Source organism: Vibrio sp. Vb0888 (assembly GCF_033338835.1).
In the GTDB taxonomy this organism is placed as follows: domain Bacteria; phylum Pseudomonadota; class Gammaproteobacteria; order Enterobacterales; family Vibrionaceae; genus Vibrio; species Vibrio alginolyticus.
Genome location: NZ_JAWOTL010000015.1, coordinates 30,220 through 52,260 on the forward strand (window position 1 = coordinate 30,220; position 22,041 = coordinate 52,260).

At 44.9% G+C, this 22,041-nt stretch carries 19 protein-coding genes; all 19 read right to left on the reverse strand.

The window, feature by feature from the left end; translation table 11 throughout:
- Positions 1-19 precede the first annotated feature (19 nt).
- Positions 20-697: a hypothetical protein gene (locus R7P72_RS18425; protein WP_021454682.1), complete on the reverse strand. Its 678-nt coding sequence runs from the start codon at positions 695-697 to the stop codon at positions 20-22.
- The gene (locus R7P72_RS18430) at positions 690-1,043 is read right to left on the reverse strand and encodes a hypothetical protein (RefSeq protein ID WP_127891400.1); all 354 of its coding nucleotides are present in this window, start codon (positions 1,041-1,043) and stop codon (positions 690-692) included. Before R7P72_RS18430 ends, R7P72_RS18425 begins: the two co-directional genes overlap by 8 nt.
- Positions 1,044-1,168: 125 nt before the next feature.
- Complete coding sequence (locus tag R7P72_RS18435; protein WP_206972400.1) at positions 1,169-3,586, reverse strand: phage tail tip protein; 2,418 nt, start codon at positions 3,584-3,586, stop codon at positions 1,169-1,171.
- A complete protein-coding gene (locus tag R7P72_RS18440; protein ID WP_053318068.1) occupies positions 3,587-5,197 on the reverse strand; it encodes a hypothetical protein in 1,611 nt (536 codons plus the stop codon).
- On the reverse strand, positions 5,197-5,421 hold the full coding sequence (locus R7P72_RS18445) for a hypothetical protein (protein WP_020840883.1): 225 nt from the start codon (positions 5,419-5,421) through the stop codon (positions 5,197-5,199). The genes R7P72_RS18440 and R7P72_RS18445 overlap by 1 nt, the downstream gene beginning before the upstream one ends.
- Before the next feature lie 121 nt (positions 5,422-5,542).
- Positions 5,543-6,403 (reverse strand): DUF4376 domain-containing protein, encoded by an 861-nt coding sequence (locus R7P72_RS18450; RefSeq protein ID WP_085344014.1) that lies wholly within the window; start codon positions 6,401-6,403, stop codon positions 5,543-5,545.
- On the reverse strand, positions 6,400-10,938 hold the full coding sequence (locus tag R7P72_RS18455) for a hypothetical protein (protein ID WP_318110744.1): 4,539 nt from the start codon (positions 10,936-10,938) through the stop codon (positions 6,400-6,402). The genes R7P72_RS18450 and R7P72_RS18455 overlap by 4 nt, the downstream gene beginning before the upstream one ends.
- 19 nt (positions 10,939-10,957) lie before the next feature.
- Positions 10,958-11,629, reverse strand: coding sequence for a DUF6682 family protein (locus R7P72_RS18460; RefSeq protein WP_029810711.1), 672 nt, complete (start codon positions 11,627-11,629; stop codon positions 10,958-10,960).
- Between the two features lie 8 nt (positions 11,630-11,637).
- The gene (locus tag R7P72_RS18465) at positions 11,638-12,216 is read right to left on the reverse strand and encodes a hypothetical protein (RefSeq protein WP_169628557.1); all 579 of its coding nucleotides are present in this window, start codon (positions 12,214-12,216) and stop codon (positions 11,638-11,640) included.
- Positions 12,216-12,680: a hypothetical protein gene (locus R7P72_RS18470; RefSeq protein WP_020840888.1), complete on the reverse strand. Its 465-nt coding sequence runs from the start codon at positions 12,678-12,680 to the stop codon at positions 12,216-12,218. Before R7P72_RS18470 ends, R7P72_RS18465 begins: the two co-directional genes overlap by 1 nt.
- Before the next feature lie 113 nt (positions 12,681-12,793).
- Positions 12,794-13,240 (reverse strand): hypothetical protein, encoded by a 447-nt coding sequence (locus tag R7P72_RS18475; RefSeq protein WP_046268180.1) that lies wholly within the window; start codon positions 13,238-13,240, stop codon positions 12,794-12,796.
- A 59-nt stretch (positions 13,241-13,299) separates the two neighbouring features.
- On the reverse strand, positions 13,300-14,523 hold the full coding sequence (locus R7P72_RS18480) for a N4-gp56 family major capsid protein (protein ID WP_029810786.1): 1,224 nt from the start codon (positions 14,521-14,523) through the stop codon (positions 13,300-13,302).
- Between the two features lie 14 nt (positions 14,524-14,537).
- Positions 14,538-15,650, reverse strand: a complete 1,113-nt coding sequence (locus R7P72_RS18485) for a hypothetical protein (protein WP_318110745.1) — start codon at positions 15,648-15,650, stop codon at positions 14,538-14,540.
- Positions 15,651-15,857: 207 nt separating this feature from the next.
- A complete protein-coding gene (locus tag R7P72_RS18490; protein WP_318110746.1) occupies positions 15,858-16,343 on the reverse strand; it encodes a hypothetical protein in 486 nt (161 codons plus the stop codon).
- A 26-nt stretch (positions 16,344-16,369) separates the two neighbouring features.
- On the reverse strand, positions 16,370-16,687 hold the full coding sequence (locus R7P72_RS18495) for a Gp49 family protein (RefSeq protein ID WP_268810150.1): 318 nt from the start codon (positions 16,685-16,687) through the stop codon (positions 16,370-16,372).
- Complete coding sequence (locus R7P72_RS18500; RefSeq protein WP_318110747.1) at positions 16,688-17,203, reverse strand: hypothetical protein; 516 nt, start codon at positions 17,201-17,203, stop codon at positions 16,688-16,690.
- A gap of 19 nt (positions 17,204-17,222) precedes the next feature.
- Positions 17,223-19,328, reverse strand: coding sequence for a phage portal protein (locus R7P72_RS18505; protein ID WP_021822480.1), 2,106 nt, complete (start codon positions 19,326-19,328; stop codon positions 17,223-17,225).
- A gap of 11 nt (positions 19,329-19,339) precedes the next feature.
- Positions 19,340-21,133 carry a terminase gene (locus tag R7P72_RS18510; RefSeq protein WP_020840896.1) on the reverse strand — a complete coding sequence of 598 codons (1,794 nt, stop codon included), beginning with the start codon at positions 21,131-21,133 and terminating at the stop codon, positions 19,340-19,342.
- The gene (locus R7P72_RS18515) at positions 21,123-22,040 is read right to left on the reverse strand and encodes a hypothetical protein (protein WP_169601412.1); all 918 of its coding nucleotides are present in this window, start codon (positions 22,038-22,040) and stop codon (positions 21,123-21,125) included. Before R7P72_RS18515 ends, R7P72_RS18510 begins: the two co-directional genes overlap by 11 nt.
- Position 22,041 lies beyond the last annotated feature (1 nt).

The window sequence follows — 22,041 nt, forward strand, 5'->3', positions numbered from 1 at the left end:
GATTATTTTCTCCTAACGTTTAACTTAAACCGTATGAACTAGCGCCGCCCATTGGCGCAAAGCCATCGTCTGATTTCATACTTTTGTAAGTATCTGGTTTGAAGTAATTACTTAATCCCTGTCCAGCGCTTGATAGCATCTCTTTGCCTGTATCGGTGCCAGTAAGTAAAGAGGCACCAGCGCCAGCAACCGCCGCCGGAATAGATACGGCGTTAGCTTCATCAATTGCAGCTTGGTTGGCCTTACGCGCTGACGCCGCCGCGATATCGTTAAGCCCTGCCGTGGCTTGAGTCGCCTGACCTCGCCCCATTGCAACTACGTTTTGAAGATTGCCAGTAAAACGCTCGGTTACGTTGTGTTGGCCTTGCGCAGTAGTTTGTACCTCGTTGGCATTGGAGCCTGAGATTATGTCGTTTGAAGCGCTAGACGCCTTACCTGAACTTGGATTAAAGCCAGATGCCGACAATTGTTTTTGAGTCTGATTGACAGCCGAACTCGTTGCACTATTCGACGTTGTATTGGCCGCTCCTGCTATTTTCTCGTAGTTTGCCTCGTCCCCCATTTTTTCGGTGATACGCATATATTCGTTTTCAATTGGAACAAACACCTCTTGATATCTATTCCACTCTTTAGCCGCCACCTCTGCTGCTGCAATCTGATCGGCAGTTGGTTTTGCTTTTTCTGGCCCTTTACCCATTGTTTACCAGCCTTTTCTCAAACCTGATTAAACCTTGCTCATTGTACCCTACTTTTTTAAATCCGTGAGCGCGCCAAAGCCTGTACACACCTGCTCTTCGAGCCAATGAAACAATCTTTTCTGCTCCCACATCTTTAGCAAGTTGATAGTACGCATTGATGTAATCTGATATGCCATGCCCGTTATCAGACCATCCAAAAACCACATACATAACTATCTCGTTATCTTCGTGCGTCACCTCCAAAACTGCGCCACAACGCTCACCAACAAACAAGTGTGCATCACCACTATCCAACTTACTGATCACCTCTTTCGGCAAATCCGGCAAATCATCACGACCAGCCACGTAAACAAGCTTTCTCACAAGCATGTAGATATAATTGTTGTGATCAACTTTAGCGAACCGCACTTTTTACCCCTGAACGATCTAGAGCGCCTTAATAAAATGGCGCAATTCCAAAAGCACTAAACCTAAGCTTTGTAGGTGAGCACTAATCCAGATGAGTTCCACACATTCCAAGAATTGTTTTCGTAGTTTCTTATGCGCAAACTAACCTTATAAGCCTTACCAGCCGGAAGGCTATGCCGCCAGATCGGTGAGTTTTGAGCGCTCATACCACCAATATCTTGACTATGAACAACCTCATCATTAATTAAAAAATCAAACCATGCACCGAACGCAGTCGCATACACACTCCCCCAAACAACCTCGCGATCCCAAGTAGCCATTGGAACATTTACTGAGTAGAGCGTCTGAATTAGTCCTGCACTACTGTCTGTCTTCATAACCGAGTACGGATAAGGTTTTATTACATCACCAACGATCTGATTAACATTGAGACGACCTTGAATATCGCAAGAATCAGTAATCGTAACGTTCCTTAGCACGCCAGAAGTCGCGGTAATTTTCCCCGAAACATCGGCACCAACCATTTTTGCCACACCAGCCGCGCTCACATAGAACTTGCTGTTCGGGTCATTAATCGTTGACGCTCGTAGCGTTACGTTTGCGATCACTGTATTTGCTTGCACGCTTGTTGCCACTACATCACCAGCAACCAGATCTCTAATGTCTGCAACCTTGATTGATGCAGTGTCTATTGCGAGTACGTATTTTGGCGGAGCTGTACCAACTTGGCCGCCGTTAACCCAATCCTGATAGGCTGGGTTTTTGATAGTGCCAAACACCGGAACGATGCTGTTGCTACCTGTACCACCAGTATTCTTGTCGTAAGCGACCTTAAAACCTGCGTTCTTAACAACAAATTCTGCGTTTGCTGTGCTCGTATCAGTGGAAGACTTGGCTATAAGAGCAACACTAGCCGTCATTCCACCTATGCTTGTTTTAACGCCCCACAACGCAGAATAGCCATCATCAAGATCGGCCAATGCTTCACTAATCTGTGTGACTGAAGATGAAACGCCGTTAACCGTTGCATTAACTTTTCCAATCTCGGTACTAATCGCCTGATTGGTTTGCGTCTTTGTGTAGTAGTTCTTGGATAGATTCGAGCTAACACCATCAATTGATGATTGCAGCGTCAAAGCAGATTTAGCAATGGCCTGATCGGTTTGCGCTTCAGTGTAATAGTTGTTGGCTAAGTTACTCTCAACCTCTCCAATTTTTGAAGACAATGAATTGGTTGCAATATTGATCGCCTTTTCAGTATCAACCCACGTTTTATAGTTGGTTGATAGATTGCTCTCAACTCCTTCAATTGACGCTGACAACGACGTATTTAATTGAGAAATTGCTGACGTTAGCTTGGCGTTCGTCGCGTAGTTTTGCTCAATGCCTGAAATCGAATCACCTAACTGAGTTTCGAGATCTAACTTGGCTGTAGATATAGCCTTATCAAGCTCAACTTGAGTCGCAAACTCTTGGCCTACCTGCGCAAGAATTGACTCCCCATTAGACTGAATTTCTGACTTAACAGACTCTCTTAATGCCGATAACGCGCTATCAACTTCAACCTTCGTCGCGTACTCTCGTTTGATCTGAGCAAGAATTGATGTCTCGTTTTCCTCGATCTGAGAAGTAACCGACTCTCTTAAAACCGCCATTGCCTTATCGGTTTCAACTGCTGTGTAGTAGTTGGTTTCAATCTCGGCCCTTAATGTCCGGTTCTCTTCTCTGCGAAATGCGCTTTCCTTATCAACGGTTACAGCGTTTTGCATAGCTGCTTCCGCTAATAATACGTCGATATTCTCAATAGTTTCTGCGTCTGGAATGGATGAAAAATCAATGCCTTCTAATGCCTCCGGTAAAGGAATTAGTTCGGGATGTTCTTCCATCTCCTTAATGATCAGGTCAAGGTAATATTGAGGGTCAACAACGCTCTTTGCATGAGTACCATTAATTGAGTTAATCGCTGAACGTTCGCCTTTTAGGTTTACGAACTTGATCCAATAGTAATAATCACCCGTAGGCTCAATCGGCAATGACGCAACGCTAGACGGAGTTGTTTGCACTACAATAGCATTTGCAAATACGTTATCTCTTGCTTGATAAATTTCGGTGTAAGCATGGCCTTTATATGGCGCGGTATCCCACGAAAGCAGTGCGATACCAAAGCCAGATTTAACCACTAAGTTTTGTGGTGTAGTTGGCGTCTGAACTTCCTCACCAACAATCGGATCACCACTACCGCCGTCCGAACTTGGGATATTAATTGTGCTCTGTAATTTACCGTTTCTGTAGTCAGCAAAACCGAGCTTTTTCATATCTTCCCAAAGGACGGCTTTTTTGCCGCCCTCGCCACGCATACCGATCAACTGTTCCAAGTTGTCGGCAACTGCATCCATTACAGCGTCACTTCCTTTCTTGTGGGGAATAGATTGGAATTTACCCTTTAGCTTTTTGCCGCCTTGTAATGTACGAACTGCCATTTACCCGTAAACCTCTGCCATACTAGAAGCAATGATCACCTCTTCTAATATTCCAGTGCCATAAACTTCAAATTGCCATGAGTTGCCCCTTGCTGGTGGAATGCGTATAGGTCGATTAGTTAACGTACCTATCTCATAATCTTTGATGACGACTCCATCAACGATAATTTTCATTCCAACCAATGCCGGATCTTCCGCTCGGATATACAGCGTACTAAGTGTTGGATACATGGCGTAATACTCTTTAGAACGCCAAACATACGCTTTAGGTTGGCCCTTGTTCCATTCAGCCAATTTTGTTCCATCTTCGCTTCGAACATAAAGCGTACCTGTCACTAAGTCAGTAAATCCAAGGTTTGAACCTAGAGAATGGAACGTAATGCCACCCGTTTTAGGGTCGAATATGAACGACTTATCAAGCGCCTTTCCGTAAAAAGCCAAATACTTTCCATCGTAGTAGTAAGCTTCAATGGTTTCTGGCTCCAATGCTTCCCACTGCTTAGAGTCAATAATATCTTTGGTAATTAGCTCAACGTCTTGACCAGTGAACGCACAAAGGCCATGAGGAGACGCATAGATAATTAGGTTGTCGATATTTCTCATAGAGCGCTTGGAAACACACGCTTGCATAGACTCAAGCTTTCGCCCACTGATCGCATCACTGGTGATACCTTGGAACACCCAAGGGTAACCTTTCGTGCCAACCAATAGCATATTGCTCACTGATTCCATTGCTACGATTTCGTGCTCTGTTGTGAGCTGATAATCTACAGGCCATGCGTGAAGCAAATACGGCTCACTAAAACAAACAGTTCGGTCATAGCCACCAGCCATAATTCCGTTAGGCATTAGGGTTAAAAACCGTAGCTTTTTGTTAGGCATTTCGTATTTTTCACTTTCCAGCGGGAACCCAAGATCATCGGCTGACTTATCATCCACAAACGTATTTTGTGAAATCGGAATTTCCCCAACCAGATAGAAGTCAGAAACACCACCCTCTGTTGACGTTCTATAGATTCGACGTTTAGTGATATTGCCGGATAAAACACCTTCACTTTGAAATGTCAGCGTAACCGTACTCTCTGGGAACTTAATTTCAGCTTGATTGCTGATCGGAGATTGCGCCCCTTCCTCTTCTTGTTCGCTAACAAGCGTGTAGACATAAAAACGAGTTTCGTCGTCGGTTGCTTCGTCTTCTTCTGGTAGAGGATCAGGAGCATTTACTTTTGCTGTCACGCCATGCTCTGGCGCTGGCACTCCTAATGGATAAGAGTCAACGGGAAGATCACCAACACCATTAAATATCTGGTTATTGGTAACACGAACTCCGGTATCACTTGTAAAATAAACACGGTTCCAAGGGTCACCAACAATTGGCGACACAACCACATCAACATCAGTTTTCCACTTGAACCACCAATCTAAAAACTTATAAACCGTTCTATGGCTTTCCGTTAAGCTTTCAGTGGTGTCCTTCAAGCCAAGGTAAGGCTGAAGGTTTCCAACCGGAAACTGACAATCTACCGCTTTTGTAGCATATTCATTTGGTAGGAGTCTCGGCGTCTGTTTTGGCCGTTCTCCAAAGAAAGTAGCGACGTTAATTCTAGGCATTATTTACCTGCTCTCTCTTTGTAATCAGCAACGGCTTTCAATCCGGCAACATCAGCCTGTAGAGCGCTGATATCTTGGCGAATATCTTTTACATCAGTGCCAATGTTTTGCTGAGTCGTCTCGATACTGTTCAAGCGATAATTCATCACATAGCCAGTCCCAACTATCGAAGCACACAACATCACAACGCCTAGTGGATTGTTGTTTAGTAACTTCTCTAACATCTTTCGCCCCTTTCAATTCGGGGCACTTTCGCACCCCGTCATAAACTGCAATGCTTGACCAATAATAACTCGGAATAAAAACACTTTCTCGATTGAAAACAAAAATCACCAATCGAGAACTTTAGATTTCTAAAAATTCGAATGGAGTTTGCATATCCCCTTCTGTCCAAGTGGCATATTGATTAAATAGCTTTTCCAATCGAATCGCATAAGCATCTTTAATTTGTTGGATTTGATTGTAAGTCAGTCTTACAGGTTCATTATTTGCTGCAATCCAGACCGTCTCTTTATCCAGCATATTATTTCGCTCTGCATACCATAGCGTTTCATCCATGTTGTTCCGGTCAACTTGGCGAACTTGGAACTCATATCCATGAATAAAGATGTTTGATAGTTTTATTTCATCTCGCAAAGCTTGCGCCTTGTTCCGATGAAACTCCGCGATCACATTGTCAGGCTTTCTCTCGACAACTGGCGTCTTGGTAACAGTAAACTCTTCATCATTGACCAAATAATCGTATTCACCATTATGAGTGTAATAATTAGCGTCGTATGACACTTCAATCACTTCATAAACGGCGCGGCGATTTTGCATATCGATCACTGGCCGCGCTGGTGGCAACGTGGCAACTTCTTCACCATCTTCGCCAATAGTGATTTCAGGAACAAAGTTCTCTACATCCACCAACCATTGAAGATATTGATCGTGGTTTACTTGAAAATCTTCCCAAGCAATTGCTCGTTCAAGCTCTGGCTTAACAAGTTGCTCCCAAGACTTACCCTCCCAGCGTCTTTGGTTTGCATCCTGATAAGTAATTTCTTCAGGCTTATTAAGAACGATAACCGTGTATTGCTCAGTTATAGGGGAAGTTTCCTCCCCCTCTGCGTAGCCAATCACTCGTTCTCGAACATCTTCAGCATAATAATGCCGGATATTCTCATCAATATCGGTTAGAGCTGTGTAGTCGGTATCAATGATCATAAATCCACCCCACTAACTTGAGAACCAGCACGAGCTTTGTTCTTTGTGTAGCCGTATGGAATTGCCAGCTCATGCGTACCATATAGACATAAATCACCATTGAGATTCTTATATGTCCCAACCTCACTTACGATTCGCAGTTTTCCATCATCACCCCATAAGTCCGACTGTGAACCATATACGACCAAGAAAGGATCTCCCGTTGGAGCTGTGATATACACAAAGCCTTTTCCGTTCTCTAACCACACATCCCCCCAAGACGCAGTAAAAGACTTAACGCAGCGAAGCAACTTATTACCCAAAGCATTTGTAATACTTGGATCGGTTAAATAAAACTGACCAGCAACACCATCAGTCGCAGTGTTAGTGGACGTAATTTTGGTTACATTCAACGACGAATAGCTACCAACCCAAATCAACTCATTGAATGATAGATTTAAATTGGCCTGTTGGTTGTTTGAACTCTGACTCCACAACACTTTGATTGCTGAATCATCATAAGCTGGTTCACCTAATGCAATACATTCATGCGTTGGCGAGAAATCAGGGTTACTAGCAAAATATCCATCAAGCAAAGTACATTTGTTCAGCTTCACTGTTTGGCTGTGAGGATGCATCTGCGAGTAGCCACTCACAACTTTGTTTATAAAACTTTCCCGTAATAATCCACCACGAGTACGATCATTAAACATCGTTGCGTAAACATCACCTACGCCATTAGCGCCATTTAATATAGGCTTGATGTTTGCTGATTTAGTAAGTTTTGCGCTAGCAGTATAAGAATGTAATGCAACGCGAGTTGATGGGATTGCAGAGCTGTTATCGCGCGCATTTAATGATGAAGCGAACGTATAAGTTCCGGTTTGCCAAGCTGTGTCACCGTCGCTCCAATACATTCGCATATCCTTGTCCACCGCAACGTGAGTCATCGGAAATTTATTTGCCACCAATGTATTGTTTGGAACAACCGGAATCCAGCCACCAAGCCAGCCATTTGCTAGTTCAGTTTTAGCCATAATACGCTCTGGTGAACCAAGCACATCAATCATATTAAAATTACCGGACACAGGTATATTGGTAGGTGAAGTGACGACTACGTTGTTACTGACAGACTTCCAGTAAGATGAAATATCGCCGTACTTAGAATCGAAATATACATACTGCCCGTGTCCATCTGTGGCTGCTGTTACCACTGTGTAACCATTTACCTTGAAATCTCTTGGATTCCGAGAACCAATGAAGTCATCAATTCCTTCAATCCATATAGCAGTTTTACCACCGTAAAAATAAGGCTCTGTACTTGTTCGAACGAACAAATCGCAACGAGTAGCAAACTCCTTGCCACGATAAGTACCATTCTCTAGCTTTTGGAAAATCTTAGCCGCTTCATCTTTGCTCCCCATATCCCAAGCACTAAATCGGTAGTCGATCACACCGCCCCAACCAGAAGCGTAGATAGAATCATAGAAACGACCATCGGGACGACTTGAACCGTCACGAGAACCAATAAAACCTGAGAACTCTTCGTTAGCACCAGCTTGAGTTAGGTCACTTGATGCTGTCTTGTAATCAAAACACTGACGAGTAGAACTAATTCCCGTCACTTGCCACCACTGAGCATTCCAACCTTTGCCAGATTGAACCCAACTCTTAGTACCTAATGGGTTAAAGCTTGGATGATAAGCACCTTTGTTTAATCGAGGAACTACACCGCAAACATAGAAATAACACTCACCGTTTACTGCGTAAGAACCATCTGAAGCATGAGAGAAACGAACTTTATACGCGCCCAAACTTTCATCTGGACGAATAGGCTCAACGTTGCCATCAAAAACGCCATACCCAAGAACATTATTAGGTTGACCAAATGAAGTGCCATTACCTCCGAGTACATCTTTAATGCCCTGTGGATTAACCACCGAACAGTTACCAAACACGCCGTAGAAATGTAAATAGTGTTGTGTTGCATCGACAGGGCTAAAGCCTTCCCAATCCCCATTACCTGCACCTGCAATAGTTCTCTGACGCACACGCCATTGAACAATTCGTCCATCATCAAGTAAATAAATGTTGTGTTCAGGATTAGAAACTAAAGCTCTCTTCTGCACATCCGTTGCAGCCCAAAAGTCAACGCCTTTACCTTTTGAGCCTGTATCACCATCAAAAGCAGCATAATAAGTTACAGGTCTATTAGAGCCTGTAGTAGCAATGCCTTCCATTGTGGAAGCAAGCGACTGAATACAACCATAAGGGTAAACAAATGGATTGGCCTTGCTGATTTCTTCTAAGAAGTACTCAAAACCAAACAAATCTACACGGTTGATTACTACTTCTTCAGTAGCTTCACATACCCCAACCGATGAAATAACCATTGTTTGGTTGTTACCTACATAAAGGAGAAAACCATCATCAGGACGGTTACTACCCGCTGTATACGTAAAAGTATTAACACCTTTTCGTAATGGTTCATGTCGTTGGTTAGGGTCAGAATACCCACCAAGACGGATAGCAAAATTGACCATATTTTCTGATGTACTCAGTGAATCAACAACAACAGTAATGATGTATGTTTTATTAGCTTCTGTTGTATGACCAACGTTTTTAACAGCCATTGATGATTTGTTTGCATTAATGCCTGTAGTGTCCTTAATAGTCATCTTCCCATCAGCAATAGTGAACGTACCACGTCCTGATGCAATCCCTAGCCATGAGCCATCACTACCTTTACGGAAATCGCCATTCTTTGTACGACCCTCAAAAGCTCTACCTACTGCTTCATTAACTGAACCAGCAACATCACCATACTTAGGGTCTACATCCTTAGTTAGGTCTAGCGTAGCTTTGCCTGAACCACGACAGTTACCAGTGGAGTCATAAATAACTGCGCCGTTCGGAGCTTCAGGGAACTTAATCGAAGCCCTTGGTTCAAACGCATCGTTGATATTAATCAGTTGCGAAATAAAGCCAGCGATATGCGTAACGGCATGGTTAGTTTTTGACGTTCCTGAAGCATTGGTGACCTTACCTATTCTTAGGCTATTTGGTGAGTCTAACTGCGACCAAAGCCCCTCATTGACAGGAACATAGTTGCCAGAACTATAGTGGCGACCAAAATCAACAAAACCACTAGCCGCAAACTGTTCACTAGCTAGCATTCGTGCAGCTTTCATGTTTGCTTCGCTTTGGCAATAGATTTGCCAACCAACATAACTACCGGATTTAATCTCTTCCGCTACTTGCTTTGTTTCATTCGCTAAGGCTTCAGTTTGCGTTTTCAGGGTTTGAGTATCGGTTTTACTTTGTGCTGCGCTTGTAGCTGAAGCAGCCGCTTGAGTAGCCTTTTGTGTTGCCGTTGATGCTGCTTGTTCGGCGCTCTGTTTTAGTGAAGTCATTTCACTAATTGCTGCGGTTGATTGCTGCGAAATGGCTGCTTTTTCTGTGGTAGCTAGATCCGAGATTTCGTTTTTGCTTGCACTAACTAAGGTGTTAATTGCACCCTTGCTCGTATCGGTAAGTGACGTAATGCTATTAGTGCCACCAGCCACTAGATCTGAAATTTCACCCTTACTCGTTGTCGTAAGAGTCGTAATATCTTTCTTGCTCTGAGTAGCAAGAGCCGCAATGTCACTTTTGCTTTTGGTAGCTAGCGCCGTTATTTCACTTTGACTCGTAGAAGAAAGTGAAGAAATGCTGTCCGTTCCACCAGTAATAAGCTCGGCAATATCGCTCTTACCAGTAGTTACTTGCGCAGAAATCTGGCTCTTACTTGTCGTAACCAGTGTTGTGATTTCGCCCTTAACAGTAGTCGCTTGCGTAGCAATAGCCGTACTAATAGCAGTAGCCTTGGCATCAATTTCAGTTTTTGATGTACTTACAAACTGCTCAATATCTGTTTTGGTTTGCTGAACTTGAGAGGCTTTTAAATCCACATCGCTTTTTGCTTTGTTCACTAAAGCCAACGTATCCGCCGCATCAGCCGCATAGCTCTTCGCTGAATACTTGCCAGGTTCAACTTCGACACCTTGCGCCGCATTAGAGTATTGACGAACAAGGTCTAGAGCTGCCTGTGTATTAGCTAGATCGTTTTTAATACTTTCAGACTGAGCGATCAGGTTTGTGATATCTGACACCAGTGTTTGAAGTGGCACAACCTCAATAGTTGAGCCGTCATCGGTGTGAATAAGAACCTTGTCAGCCGTTGATGTGTAATAACCTCGAAGGTCATCAAGCAACACTTGTTTTGAGTTGATAGCCGCCGCGACCATTGCAGCCACACGAGTTGCAATAGTTACTGAAGTATTTCGAATGATCGCATACTCACCATTTGCTGGTGGAACGCCAGTAAATGGCCTGAACAGTGACAAATGTTCGTTATCGGTGATCGATTCGACCTCATAAATACTGCCAGCTATGAACATGATATCGCCAGCTAGCGGTTTATTTCCGGCATCAACCCATAACGTACCAACGCCTACAACCTCTTTTGAGCCGTCGGTTACAGTTACCGTACCTCTTCGATACCAGCTACTACTCATTGTGCTCTACTCCAATTAATTAGCGTGGTTGGTTTTTGATATCAGCGCTCTTTTGTTGAACGATGCTATCTGCTTGGCTCTTGTCGCCTAGCATTGTTCTAAAGGCGTTTAATGCTGTGGTTGCACGAGCGGCGTTAGCGGTAAACTCCGCATCCTCACTAAATGCTCGGTAGACAAGCCACTCAATGATCGCGTTGTCGTACATCGGGTTTAGTTCGCATTTGGTTTCAGAGTCGTAATCGCTTTCAGTTATTGGCGTAGGCACTTTTGCAAATACGCACTCAATGGTTGTTCCAGAAACAACCGGAGGATACATATAGAACGTGGTTGGATTTCGGTCATCGTAAAGCCACGCCTTGGCCGCGCTAGCAAGAGGCTCTGAACGCCATTCAGGGCGATAATCATCAAGCATCTTCAAATCTACATTGCCAGAAATGGCCGCGCCGCCTTTGTTTCGCAGAACATCAACAACAAAACGGGCACCTACTGGAATTGTCTGAGTTGAACCCTCAACACAAACAAAGTCCTCATTGGCCGTTAGCGCATCAGATCGAATTGCTAGGATTGCTCGAACTGCCGAGTTGAACGCATCTACCCAAAACGCTTTATCCCAACGGATCATGTTTTTATCGACAACGAGACGAGCTGCCTCATCGATCAAGTGTTTGACCGGAGTGTTATTAGCAGACATACACACCTCTAGTAGAAATTGTGCTTACGCACTTTGTTTTTGAATGAATTGAAGTTGTCTTTGCTTATTCGGTAAGCGCGGCGATAACCCTCGATAAATTCACGCTCGTACATCAACGCGAGATCAGGGTTAAACCAATTTGTGCCAACCTGTAGTCGGAGTCGGTAAGCAGCGCCAGCCGCTAGAGCCTCACCGTAGTTTTCAACTAGGTATGAATTAAGGTTGTTCTCATCGAAATTTAGCTTTGGTTTTAGTACCGCCGTAACGGTCACCGCATCAAAATCATTCGTGAATGTGAACTCGTTGGTTACAGGATCAAAAACGTAGTCGTCATTGACGTAAAGCGGAGAACCGCAATTACTCACTACGCTGTCAATTTTTAGAATTGCTGAATCGGTAGGAATGCCAGCAACCGGAATTTGCACACCAGACACAACGGCGGTCAATTTGACCTTTGTTTTTAGGAACTCTGATTTCTCGCAAAACTCGCGGTAAGAGTCGCGCAAGGCGTCATCCATCATGATATCGACAACGCCAGCGCAACGCTGGCGCACTAACCGATATAAATCAGATAGTGCGCTCATCATTAAGCCTCTGGAATACCGTGTTTAGCGTGTAGCTTGTCACGCACTGCCATGCGTAGAGCTGACGCATGTGTTTCGCCTTCTGGAACTTCCAACGCTAGCGGATCAATTGGAAGCTCTTCTGCTAGGATAACGGTTTCAAGTTTCGCCTTGGTGTATTTGGAAATGTTGACGACTTCGCCATCGACCATAACAAGCCAAGTGTTTGCTTTCTCTTCTTCAGCTTTTAGTTGCGCCGCTCGTTCCGCTAGTTGCTGGCGCTTTTGCTCTTCAGCTTGTAGGCTCTCGATTAGAGACTGAGCACTCTCAGGAGTAGCAAAACAAGATTTGATTTGCAGTAATCGGTGCGCCACTTGTTCCGGTACGCTGGTTGGTTCGCCACGGTTAAAGTAGTAGTCACGGCCAAGCGTGTTTACTTTTTTAATTGGCTTTTCACCGATCCAAACAATTTTCTTTTCTGCTGTCATAGTCAATACCCTTATGTGTATTCGATGTGTTGAGCTGCGGCCATTGCCACGGAACATGTAAAAAAGGCCAGCCAATTATCTGACTGGCCTGTTTTTCAACAGAGTGGACTATCTTAGATAGTGCCGACTGAAGTGGTGTAAATCGCTAGACGGATCTTATCTTCCGTAACTGCGGCACCTGCGAACGTTAGAACAAGACACTTATCTTTTTCAGCAACATCTTCTGACGGGAAGTATCCAGCCTCATCAGACGACAACGCACCTTTCGGAACTTCCGTGGCCGTACCGATCACATCTTCTAGCTTGGTGCCAACTTGAGGCGCATGAATACCATCACCTAGCAGCACTTCATTAAGCGATGCTTGTGCAGTCAAACTAGTAACCGCGTCGCCTTTGGTAAGGATCTTCACTTCCACCAGCTTCACGCCAGCCTCAAGGCTTGCTGCGATAACCGAGTCACCATCAGCAAGTGCCGGAACTTCAGCGAACATCACTGAAAGGTTACCGTGAGTACCGTTATAGACGTTTTGCTTAACGGCTGGTGATACTTTAACTGCCATTGCAATTCTCCTTTGATTCCGATGAATAAAGGCTGGCTAGATAGCCAGCCAGTCACTTATTACTTAGATAGACCGCCAACGGCTGTATCTAGCACCATTACGCCGTAGTCATTGATTCGGCCATTCTTCTCTTGGAAGCGAACTTTCTTAACGCCGCTCATCCAAGCGATAGACGTTTCACGACCGTTGCCATGGTCAACCTTCTCGGTGTGCATAGAGAACTGAGCACCGCTTGAAGATTTACCGTAAGCCACTGCTAGCGCTTGGCCGCCAAGTAGGATTGCGCGGTCAATTACTGTTTTTGCTTCGACTTCAGTTTCAGTACCGTTGCCGCTTGCTGCGCCAACTTTCACTTTAGAGCCAGCATTGAAACGTACTGGTTTACGGTATTGACGAACCAAGATGTTGCGCCACATTAGGCGGTCACCTTGGAATAGTGGATGCTTAAAGCCTTGCGAACGGTTAACCGCATTCGCGATTAGCTCTTGCACTTTGCCAGCACCTTGAACGTCAGCCCATAAGTCGGCCCATTGGCGCGGAGTAACAAATAGAACGTAGAAAGGCGATTCGCCGTAAAGCTCATCTGCTTCGAAGCGGATAGGCTTGATTGGGTGTGCCATTTCTTCTAGGTAAAGCGCAATTTCATCGATCTTCGCTAGGGTTAGCGTGTCGGCTGCCACGATTTCCGCAATACCTGTTGCGTCACCACCGAAGAAGTGACGATCCGCTGTAGGAGCGGTAACAGGGTTAACCATGATTTCACCAAACATTGAATGATCCGCAGTTGGAACAATCATGTCGGAAGGCATGAAGTCACCACGCGCACCAGCTAGGTGATACGTTGCGATTTCATCTTGCAGATCGTTGAAGTAGTTACCAAGCATTGTACGAGCTACTTGAAGTAGGTTTTGCTTGGTGCGTTGTTGAGCCATCTTACCGCCTGAATCGACGTTATGACGGCCTTGGTTAATGACTAATTCAAACTCAACTTTTGATAGAGACTCGCCACGACCTTCGATTTTTTTATCGCCCATCGTTGGCATACCGCCCAAGTTGTGGAACAAATCCATTTCAACTGTGTCACCAGCTTGTTTTGTAAGGTCGGTGATCATTACAACTGGCGCACCAGCTTCAGTTTGAGTTTTGTTTCGGTTGCGGTCTGCTGGCACTGCCTTTGGAGCTTTACCAGTTAGCATGTTTACAAAAGTGTTTTGGCGGCGCGTATGAGTAAACAGCGCGGCACCAAACGCTTTAGCAGCTTGAGCTTTAGTGATAGTAGTCATTATGAAATCCTCGACTAATCTAGAGCTATCACCGCTTGAGCTAGGAACTCTTCAACCTTCTCTGGCGACATATTGGCAAGTGATTGCTCAAGCGCTAGTGCGTCTTGATTCAACAATGCCTGATTAGCTGCCGCCGTAGTGTCCAGTGAAGAACCACCTAGACTAGACGGTGAATTAGGTACAACGGTTTGTTTTTCTGCCGTTTGTTGAGGTTGCTGCTGGCCTTGCTCGGCTTGTTTCTGTGCCTTTTCAGCATCAATTGACGCTTGAACCGGATCACCGAAAGCGGCCTTCACTCGGCGTTGCACTTCTGCAAAGCGTTCTTTTAGTGGCATGGCTTGGAACGCTGGATCATTCTTGAGCTTGTTGTCGATAACTAGGGCCATATCCCAACGGTCACGGTCACTCGATTCCCAAGTGCGAAGTTCTGTTAGTTCGTCAGCGTTTAGCGCGTTAGTAACTTCGTTAACTCCGTCATTGGCTTCTTGTTGAGTGGTCGTAGCCTTACTTTGAAAACGCTTAACTAGCGCCGTTAGTAAATTTGCTGCCGTTTCTGGCAACTCATCACGCAGCGCATTGAGTGCATTTTCATCGTTCAGCAATTCTTCAGGTAGCTTTTCAGGCGTAATGCCAGCTTCTTCTAATTGCTTGGTGTATAGCTGTAGTTTTTCCTTGGCGGTTGTAGCTTCACTTAACTGTTGCTCTAGCTCCTGCATACGGCTTGACGCTTCGCTCGCCTGATTGCGAGCCTTTTCTAGAACTGCATAAGGAATCGTATGTTTACCGTCCTTACTTGCTACCGCTGCATTGTCTGGATCAACTTCAATGTAGAGCTTGCCGTCAATCTCTCGAACCCCAATGCTATCTTTGGCCGCATTCGTTTTAGACTCTTGGCCCTGTTCTGATTTATCTAGGTTGGCGTCACCTTTTGGCTGAGTAGTGTCAATAACACTTGGTAGTGCCTCATCTTCCTCGCCTACGCCCATTTCGTTATCAGTCGAATGGTTGTCTTGGTCATTTTCACCGCTGAGAACGCCCAAATCGTCATCTAGGTCAATTTCATCTAGCAGTGCGTCAATGTCTTCGACGTTGCCAGTTAATAGTGCTTGGTCAAGTTCTATAGTCATAATCCCCTCATGTGCGCTTATCGCTGCGCTTGCGTTTGGTTTGTGCTTATCGCCGCACTTGCGAACAAGAAAGCCAGCTAACGCAATCGCGCTAACTGGCTTTTTTATGTTCTCGTGTTGCGTTAGTTTTTCGCCGCACACTCAATTTGCTGATAAATGTACCACAAATTTACGAATGCAAACTAAAAATTAACGTTCAATGATTATCTAGGCGTAGCGAGTCTCACCTGATTTAGTAAACAACAGGATTGCATTCTCTGGTGCATCTTCTGGTAAGTTGAACACATCCAAGTGCAACCAGCTCACACCTTCTTCCATTCTCGTTAGATAAGGGAATCGGTCTTTGTGTTTAATAATCAAATCACGCAACTCTTGAGCCGTGTAATAATTACTAATTAAATCAATATCTTGCCCTCTGCCATGCGCAGAGAATGGAGTGAAATGTTTGTCACTCGCAAGTCGCAAACCTGAGTAACCACGAGATCCACCAGCTTTCCAGTTGTTACAGATAAGCGCCGCTTTCTTCGGATCGATTTCACTAAGCAGCGTTCGCAGCTCATCAATGGTGATCAGCAATCGAGCATCCATACCAAGCATGGCCTTTTCACCACGCGCCTGATAAGCAGCTTTGCTCACAAGTTCCCAAGTCTTGAACCATTTAGGTCGATAGCTTCTTAGTCGTTTGTCATACATGGCTTTTCTCTCCAAACAATTACGTCTTATGCGCTCATCTTTCTGTAAGCTTCTAGCTTGTAGATCTCTTCGAATGTGTTGTTAAAACTCACTTGTCGGCCAATCTGGTCACGCCAGTTTTCAGGGTCGATACAAGTTGCTGGTTTACCAACAACAACAAAGCCGCCTTTCATCTTGATGCCGCAATACATGAATTTATTACCTGCAAGCGTGACGGTTTGAAAATCAATCTCTTCAATTCGATCAGCAATGTCTTGAGGCTTTACACGTTTGCCAGTGCAACCTAGCTCTTCCATCATTTCTTGAATTTCAGTATTCGGCTTAAACTCGGCTGGTAATTTCATTTACTTACTCCCCCACTTCATAAACTTCATTGGTTGCTTTGTTCGACCTAAGCCCTGCATCATCGTTGAGCCTAGCCAAAACACGATAGCCGTTGAGAACGCGCCCATTACCTGACCTGCAATCATGATAATTAGTTGCTCGTATGATTTTGGAACCGTCCACCAAAACAATGAGCAAAACATACCTGACACCATGACACACAAGATCAGAGTTAACGCTGAAGGCATCCAGTGATCGCCGTGTGCGTCTCTCGCGTCTTGTGTGTCTGTTAGCTGCATAGATAACTGGTTAAGCGCCATTTCTTGCAACTTAACTGCGTGTTGATTCTGAAACTCAATAATCTTTGTTAGAGCTTCAGGGTTTTCTATCAGCTCTTTGATAACGGCGTCCGGTGTATCTTTGACACCAAGAACGCCAGCGATCAGAGTACCTATTGTTTTACCAGTGGCACCGCCAAGTAATGAACCAACCAAAGGGGCGGATTCGCCCACGATGTTTTTAACTTGTTCCCACACTTCTAGTTACCTCTTACATTTAGATTTGAAGGTTTAGCAATTGCTGGTCGATGTTCGCTAATATTGCATTAACTGTGCTATCTGCTTGTGCTTTGACTTCTGCGACCTCCTGTAAAACTTTCGCAGTTTCGGCCTCAACCTTGTTGTCTTTAACGTCTTGGCTTTCTGCATCACGTTGTAGTTTGGCAATCTTGGCCTGTAGTTCTTCAACCTTGGCCGCGCCTAAAGCAACCTCGTTTTGTAGCTGCTGCATTTGAATTTCAGCCATTTCTTGCTGCTTGCGTTGTTCTTCCTGCATAGCTGCTTGTTCTTCTGGCGTCATATCTTCCGGCGCTTTTGGAATGTTTAGAGTTTGTCTGATACGGTTCAGGATCTCTTGCTTGTTAGGTACATCCATTAACTCGACAACCATATCTAGCGTTGCCATTTGAATTTGTGGTGGCAACTGAGCAACTAGCGCGGTTAGTTGTTGAGCCATTTGAGCGCGGAATGTGGCAGTTTGCTGGATTGGAGCTTGAGCGATATGACCTTTCCAACGCTTAACGTCGTTGGTCACTGTGCCGTCGTCATTGGTCACGTTTAGGTGAATGACTTTTCGCTTATGGGCGTCTTGCTTGTTGATAGTTACAGCGATATTGCTTTGCTTCGCTAGGTCTTCGATTAGATAGGCCATTAACAGATCAGCAACTCGTGTTCTCGAATAGTGATAGTTGTCATTGATCTCTGCTAGCGTAGTCGCGCCTTGTTCCACTAGAGAGTTAATAGCCACTCCGCTGGTGGCTGAAGAGTCTTGGCCCAACATTGCATTGTAGATACCAGCAACGTCTTGGATTTGCTTCATTGAGTCCTGCATAACAGTAAACTGCTGACTCGCAATATTGAAATCTTGCTGAATCTGGATAGCTTCACTGATTGATTTCTTGTTCTTGCGATCAGGGTTTAACTCAATGTAACCATCTGCGCGTTCGACCTCTTCGAGCAAGTCTTCGCGGCTCATATTGGTTGCGTCTTGGTCTGCAATGACACGTTTAGCTTGTAGCAGCCACGTAAGCTTCATACGACGATAGTTGATCTCATCTTGAGCACTAATCATTCGGCTTACAACACCATAAGGTTGGCCGGATTTATCCATTCGATAACCGAAGAACGGAACAATTGGAAAGTATCCGCTCGGTGCAACTGATTTACGATCAATGATTCTATGAATACCAACAAACCACGCTTCGCGTACTGCTGACCATGTAGCAATTCGTGGTTTAAATGTACCCATTTTTACGCCAACGGCTTGAGCGATATTATTTGGATTGTATTCAACTGTTCGGCCATTCTTTAGGTCGATGACATAACCGCGTCTAAATGTACGGTAGTAGATAACCTGTAAGCAGATACGGCCACGCGCCTGATCTAACCATTCAGACGTATTTCGATCCCAACTCTCAAATTCATGGTAAGCAGCAAGCAAATCTTGGTCTTGCTCTTCGTAGCTTTCAAGGTTTGCAAAGTCTTCCCAATTATTCATTGCTTGGCGAATGATTTCGGCGTGTTCAGGGAAATGAGCAATAGCCTCGTCAACGTCTACCCAACGTTTACGCAGCAACCATCGAGCATCAGACAAGTCGGCCTCTTGAGCGTTCCAGTCCCACCACATTTCCTGACGGCGAACTGGCTTGATGTTGTAGCCACCACCATAGAAAGGATCGTCATTTCTGGTAACTTCTACCCAACCAATACCAGCTTTAATTTGTGAAGCGTAAGCGTCGGCATTAGCGCGATCAGCTCGTGCAAGTCGCCACGCATCTTTAAACTTCTCCTGAAGTGCATCGCGTAGCTCTTCGCCGTCATCGTCATCGGCTGTAAGTACAAGATCAGTTCGTGTTCTTGCTTCCATACCTAAAACGGCGTCAATAGCTGGCGCTATTAGGTTATTGATAATGATCGGTTGTCCACGTTCTTCGTAGACTTGTTTTACTTCCGGCGCTAGTTGGTTGCCGTCGTAGTAATCACAACACTTTTGCGCTGGGTCGCGCCAGTTTGGTTGTGCTTCCACGTTTGAGACTAATCGGCGTAATTGAGCAAGGTTAAAGCCCTTGCCGTCATGCTCCGCATGGTCTTCATTCCAAGCCATAAATTCTCCCCTCACTTAGTACGCCAATCGCTTGATCGCTTGGTGCGTGGCTGTAACTTGGTCATGGTTCTAGGCATTCGAACAACCATTTCTAGCGCAATCGCATAGCTCATCACTTGGTCATCAAATGCGCCTTCAATTGCGTTCATGCTTCCTTTGGAGTCATAAACGTAGGTATTCAGCTCTGTAACTGTCCCGATCCATCGAATGCCCGACGTATTATTGCGCAATTGCTCATTTAAGTTTGAAATAATTATCGGCTTGGATTTACGAGTGGTAAGCCAGCCTAATCGTCCTGTTTCTTCGTCCTCGTCTTCCTTGTCGTGGTGTTCTTCTTGGTAGATTCTGGATATTGGATAGATATCGCGTAGAACGTTTAAAACGGCGTGGCCGTGGTTGTTTCGTTCTGGCGCAGCGTAGGCCGCTCTGCCGTTTTTACCTGCGTACATCTTTCCAATGATTGCGATAATCTTTGCAAACTGGTCTGTGTCGATATGACCAAACCAATGAGCAACTTGATTGCCAGTTTCGTCCAGCACATCAATTGAACCTCTGTCCCCATGTTCCAGACCTTCCGCAACGTCAGCGCCAAGGGCGTAATCCTTTTCTGGATCAGGCAATTCCCAAATAAGCAAATAGCCCTGTAATCCGTTCTGCATGTTCTCGCTTTTACCTTCACGGTTTACGCTATCTCGAACATCAAACATTGCACCTGTCTCTGGATTAACGTCATAGACAAGCAACGGTTTGGTACAAGCTGACTCCGCAGCCATACAGGAAGGAGCGCTAAATACTCGACGGCCTGACGTTAAGAACGCCTCTTGTGGTGTACTTGGATACTCTTGTTTCGTGTACTCTTCGTAGTGGTTATAGGTTTCGACATACCACTGCTTTTGCTCATCCGTTAACGGTCTACCCAAGTGACGGATCACGAATGGCTCAATCGACTTAAAGTATTCAATAAAGTATTTGGATAGCTTCAATCCGCCTAATGGCAATGGTGAGTAATATCTAGGATGAGTGAACCAAGGAATGAATCTAAAGTGGAAATCTTTAGCACCTAACTTCACTCCGCTATGTGCTCGTTCCTCAGCTTTCTTACACAACTCAAAAAAGAGTCCTGCCGCGCCTTCTGCCGTCGATTCAATAAAGAGTTTGCAACCTTCGTGAACAGTAGGCATCGAACCTGTTTGGATCTCTTTGGCCTTTTGTGGGTAACCTGCACAAATACGGCCCAACTCTGAAATATGTAGAAACTGCAACGTACCGGAACGGAATGACGTTGCAACACGGATTCGTGAACCATTAGAAAAACTGAGTCGGCCACCGTTAGCGCCACCAGCTCGTTGAACTACACGAATGCGAGAGCGCAAGTAATTAGGCAAATTGTTATATGGAAAGACAACCTTTGTCTGGAAGATAGCGCCAGCACTCTCCAAATCTTGCGCGATAATACCTGCGGCATAGTTCTTATTGAATAAACACGAGTCCAGCGCGTACAAGTCGATAAAGGTACTAAAGCCCAACTGACGCGCTTTAAGAATCAATTCAAAGGTATGGGCTGTTTCAAATAGATCTCTCTGAGCGTCACGCATTCGAAACGTGACAACGCGACCTTTATCATTCTCTATCTTGTAAAGGTTGTTTAAGCGCCATTCCTTACAGGTCATATAGTTCCTGAAGTAACGGCGCTTCTCTGGCCGTGAAAGCGCTTTGAATTGCTGATCGGTAAGCGCTGGCATAACTAGGTTTATGCCACGGCCATTAATAGAATCCTTATACGGCTGAATACCATCATTCATCATCGTTCAACACTCCACCTTTATCTTTGAAGCGCTGAATGATTTCATCGTCATCCAAATCTTGGACTTCATCTAGCAACATACCTAGATCATCATCGTCGCCTAGACCTTCACGTTGTTTCTGGTCGAGATCATGACGAGCAAGCGCAGCTTGAGCCTTAGCCTTGTCAGTATTCGCTTCGGCCAACGCAATGCCTTTGCGTTTAAGGTTGGTATCAACTTCGACTTGTGTGGTTTGAGCGATAACCTTGCTTATTGCTCGATTGGTTAATCGACGGTTCGCCATTTGGCCCTCTAAATACTCAAGCTTTCCGGTGTGGTGGCAAACCATGCCAAAACTCGACTCGATTCGTTTCTCAAGTCGGTCAATAAACTCCTGCTCTAGTTCTGTAGGTTTATCACCACGTTCTTCCAGCTCTTTGAGGAAGTCAGCTAATTCATCTTTGTATTGCGTGTAGCACTCAAGCGCCTGAAGAGCGGCAAGCTTATGCACTTCTAACTTAAATTCGTCATCGACTTGATGAGAGTATTTAACTAGGTTGCCAAATGCTTTAGTCATCAAGCCATGCACGAAAGCGTTGCTATTTCCCTTTGGAGCGCCAGCGCCAGCTCGACGGCCACCGTGTCCATTTTTGGCACTTGATTGATTCGCGGTTTTCTTGCGTTTGATTTTGGTTTTGGGCGGTGTAATCCCTTTTGGTTGTAATTTTTCGCCCTGAACTTCTTCGTTGTTCGCGTTCTGTTCGCTTGGTTTGTTCTCTTTTTTCTGTAACAGTTTGTTATTTAAGTATTTTCTTGCTGTGGAGTAGACTAAACCATTGCGAACACAAAACGTCTTAACGTCAACGCCAGTTTCTTCGTATTCGCTAAGGTATTGTTTTTTAATGCGTTCCCAATTAATTCTCGCCACT

Bases quoted from the DNA above. Each gene is read 5' to 3' on its own strand.
- R7P72_RS18425 (WP_021454682.1), bottom strand. From the start codon at position 697: ATGGGTAAAGGGCCAGAAAAAGCAAAACCAACTGCCGATCAGATTGCA.
- R7P72_RS18435 (WP_206972400.1), bottom strand. From the start codon at position 3,586: ATGGCAGTTCGTACATTACAAGGCGGCAAAAAGCTAAAGGGTAAATTC.
- R7P72_RS18440 (WP_053318068.1), bottom strand. From the start codon at position 5,197: ATGCCTAGAATTAACGTCGCTACTTTCTTTGGAGAACGGCCAAAACAG.
- R7P72_RS18445 (WP_020840883.1), bottom strand. From the start codon at position 5,421: ATGTTAGAGAAGTTACTAAACAACAATCCACTAGGCGTTGTGATGTTG.
- R7P72_RS18450 (WP_085344014.1), bottom strand. From the start codon at position 6,403: ATGATCATTGATACCGACTACACAGCTCTAACCGATATTGATGAGAAT.
- R7P72_RS18455 (WP_318110744.1), bottom strand. From the start codon at position 10,938: ATGAGTAGTAGCTGGTATCGAAGAGGTACGGTAACTGTAACCGACGGC.
- R7P72_RS18460 (WP_029810711.1), bottom strand. From the start codon at position 11,629: ATGTCTGCTAATAACACTCCGGTCAAACACTTGATCGATGAGGCAGCT.
- R7P72_RS18465 (WP_169628557.1), bottom strand. From the start codon at position 12,216: ATGATGAGCGCACTATCTGATTTATATCGGTTAGTGCGCCAGCGTTGC.
- R7P72_RS18470 (WP_020840888.1), bottom strand. From the start codon at position 12,680: ATGACAGCAGAAAAGAAAATTGTTTGGATCGGTGAAAAGCCAATTAAA.
- R7P72_RS18475 (WP_046268180.1), bottom strand. From the start codon at position 13,240: ATGGCAGTTAAAGTATCACCAGCCGTTAAGCAAAACGTCTATAACGGT.
- R7P72_RS18480 (WP_029810786.1), bottom strand. From the start codon at position 14,523: ATGACTACTATCACTAAAGCTCAAGCTGCTAAAGCGTTTGGTGCCGCG.
- R7P72_RS18485 (WP_318110745.1), bottom strand. From the start codon at position 15,650: ATGACTATAGAACTTGACCAAGCACTATTAACTGGCAACGTCGAAGAC.
- R7P72_RS18490 (WP_318110746.1), bottom strand. From the start codon at position 16,343: ATGTATGACAAACGACTAAGAAGCTATCGACCTAAATGGTTCAAGACT.
- R7P72_RS18495 (WP_268810150.1), bottom strand. From the start codon at position 16,687: ATGAAATTACCAGCCGAGTTTAAGCCGAATACTGAAATTCAAGAAATG.
- R7P72_RS18505 (WP_021822480.1), bottom strand. From the start codon at position 19,328: ATGGCTTGGAATGAAGACCATGCGGAGCATGACGGCAAGGGCTTTAAC.
- R7P72_RS18510 (WP_020840896.1), bottom strand. From the start codon at position 21,133: ATGATGAATGATGGTATTCAGCCGTATAAGGATTCTATTAATGGCCGT.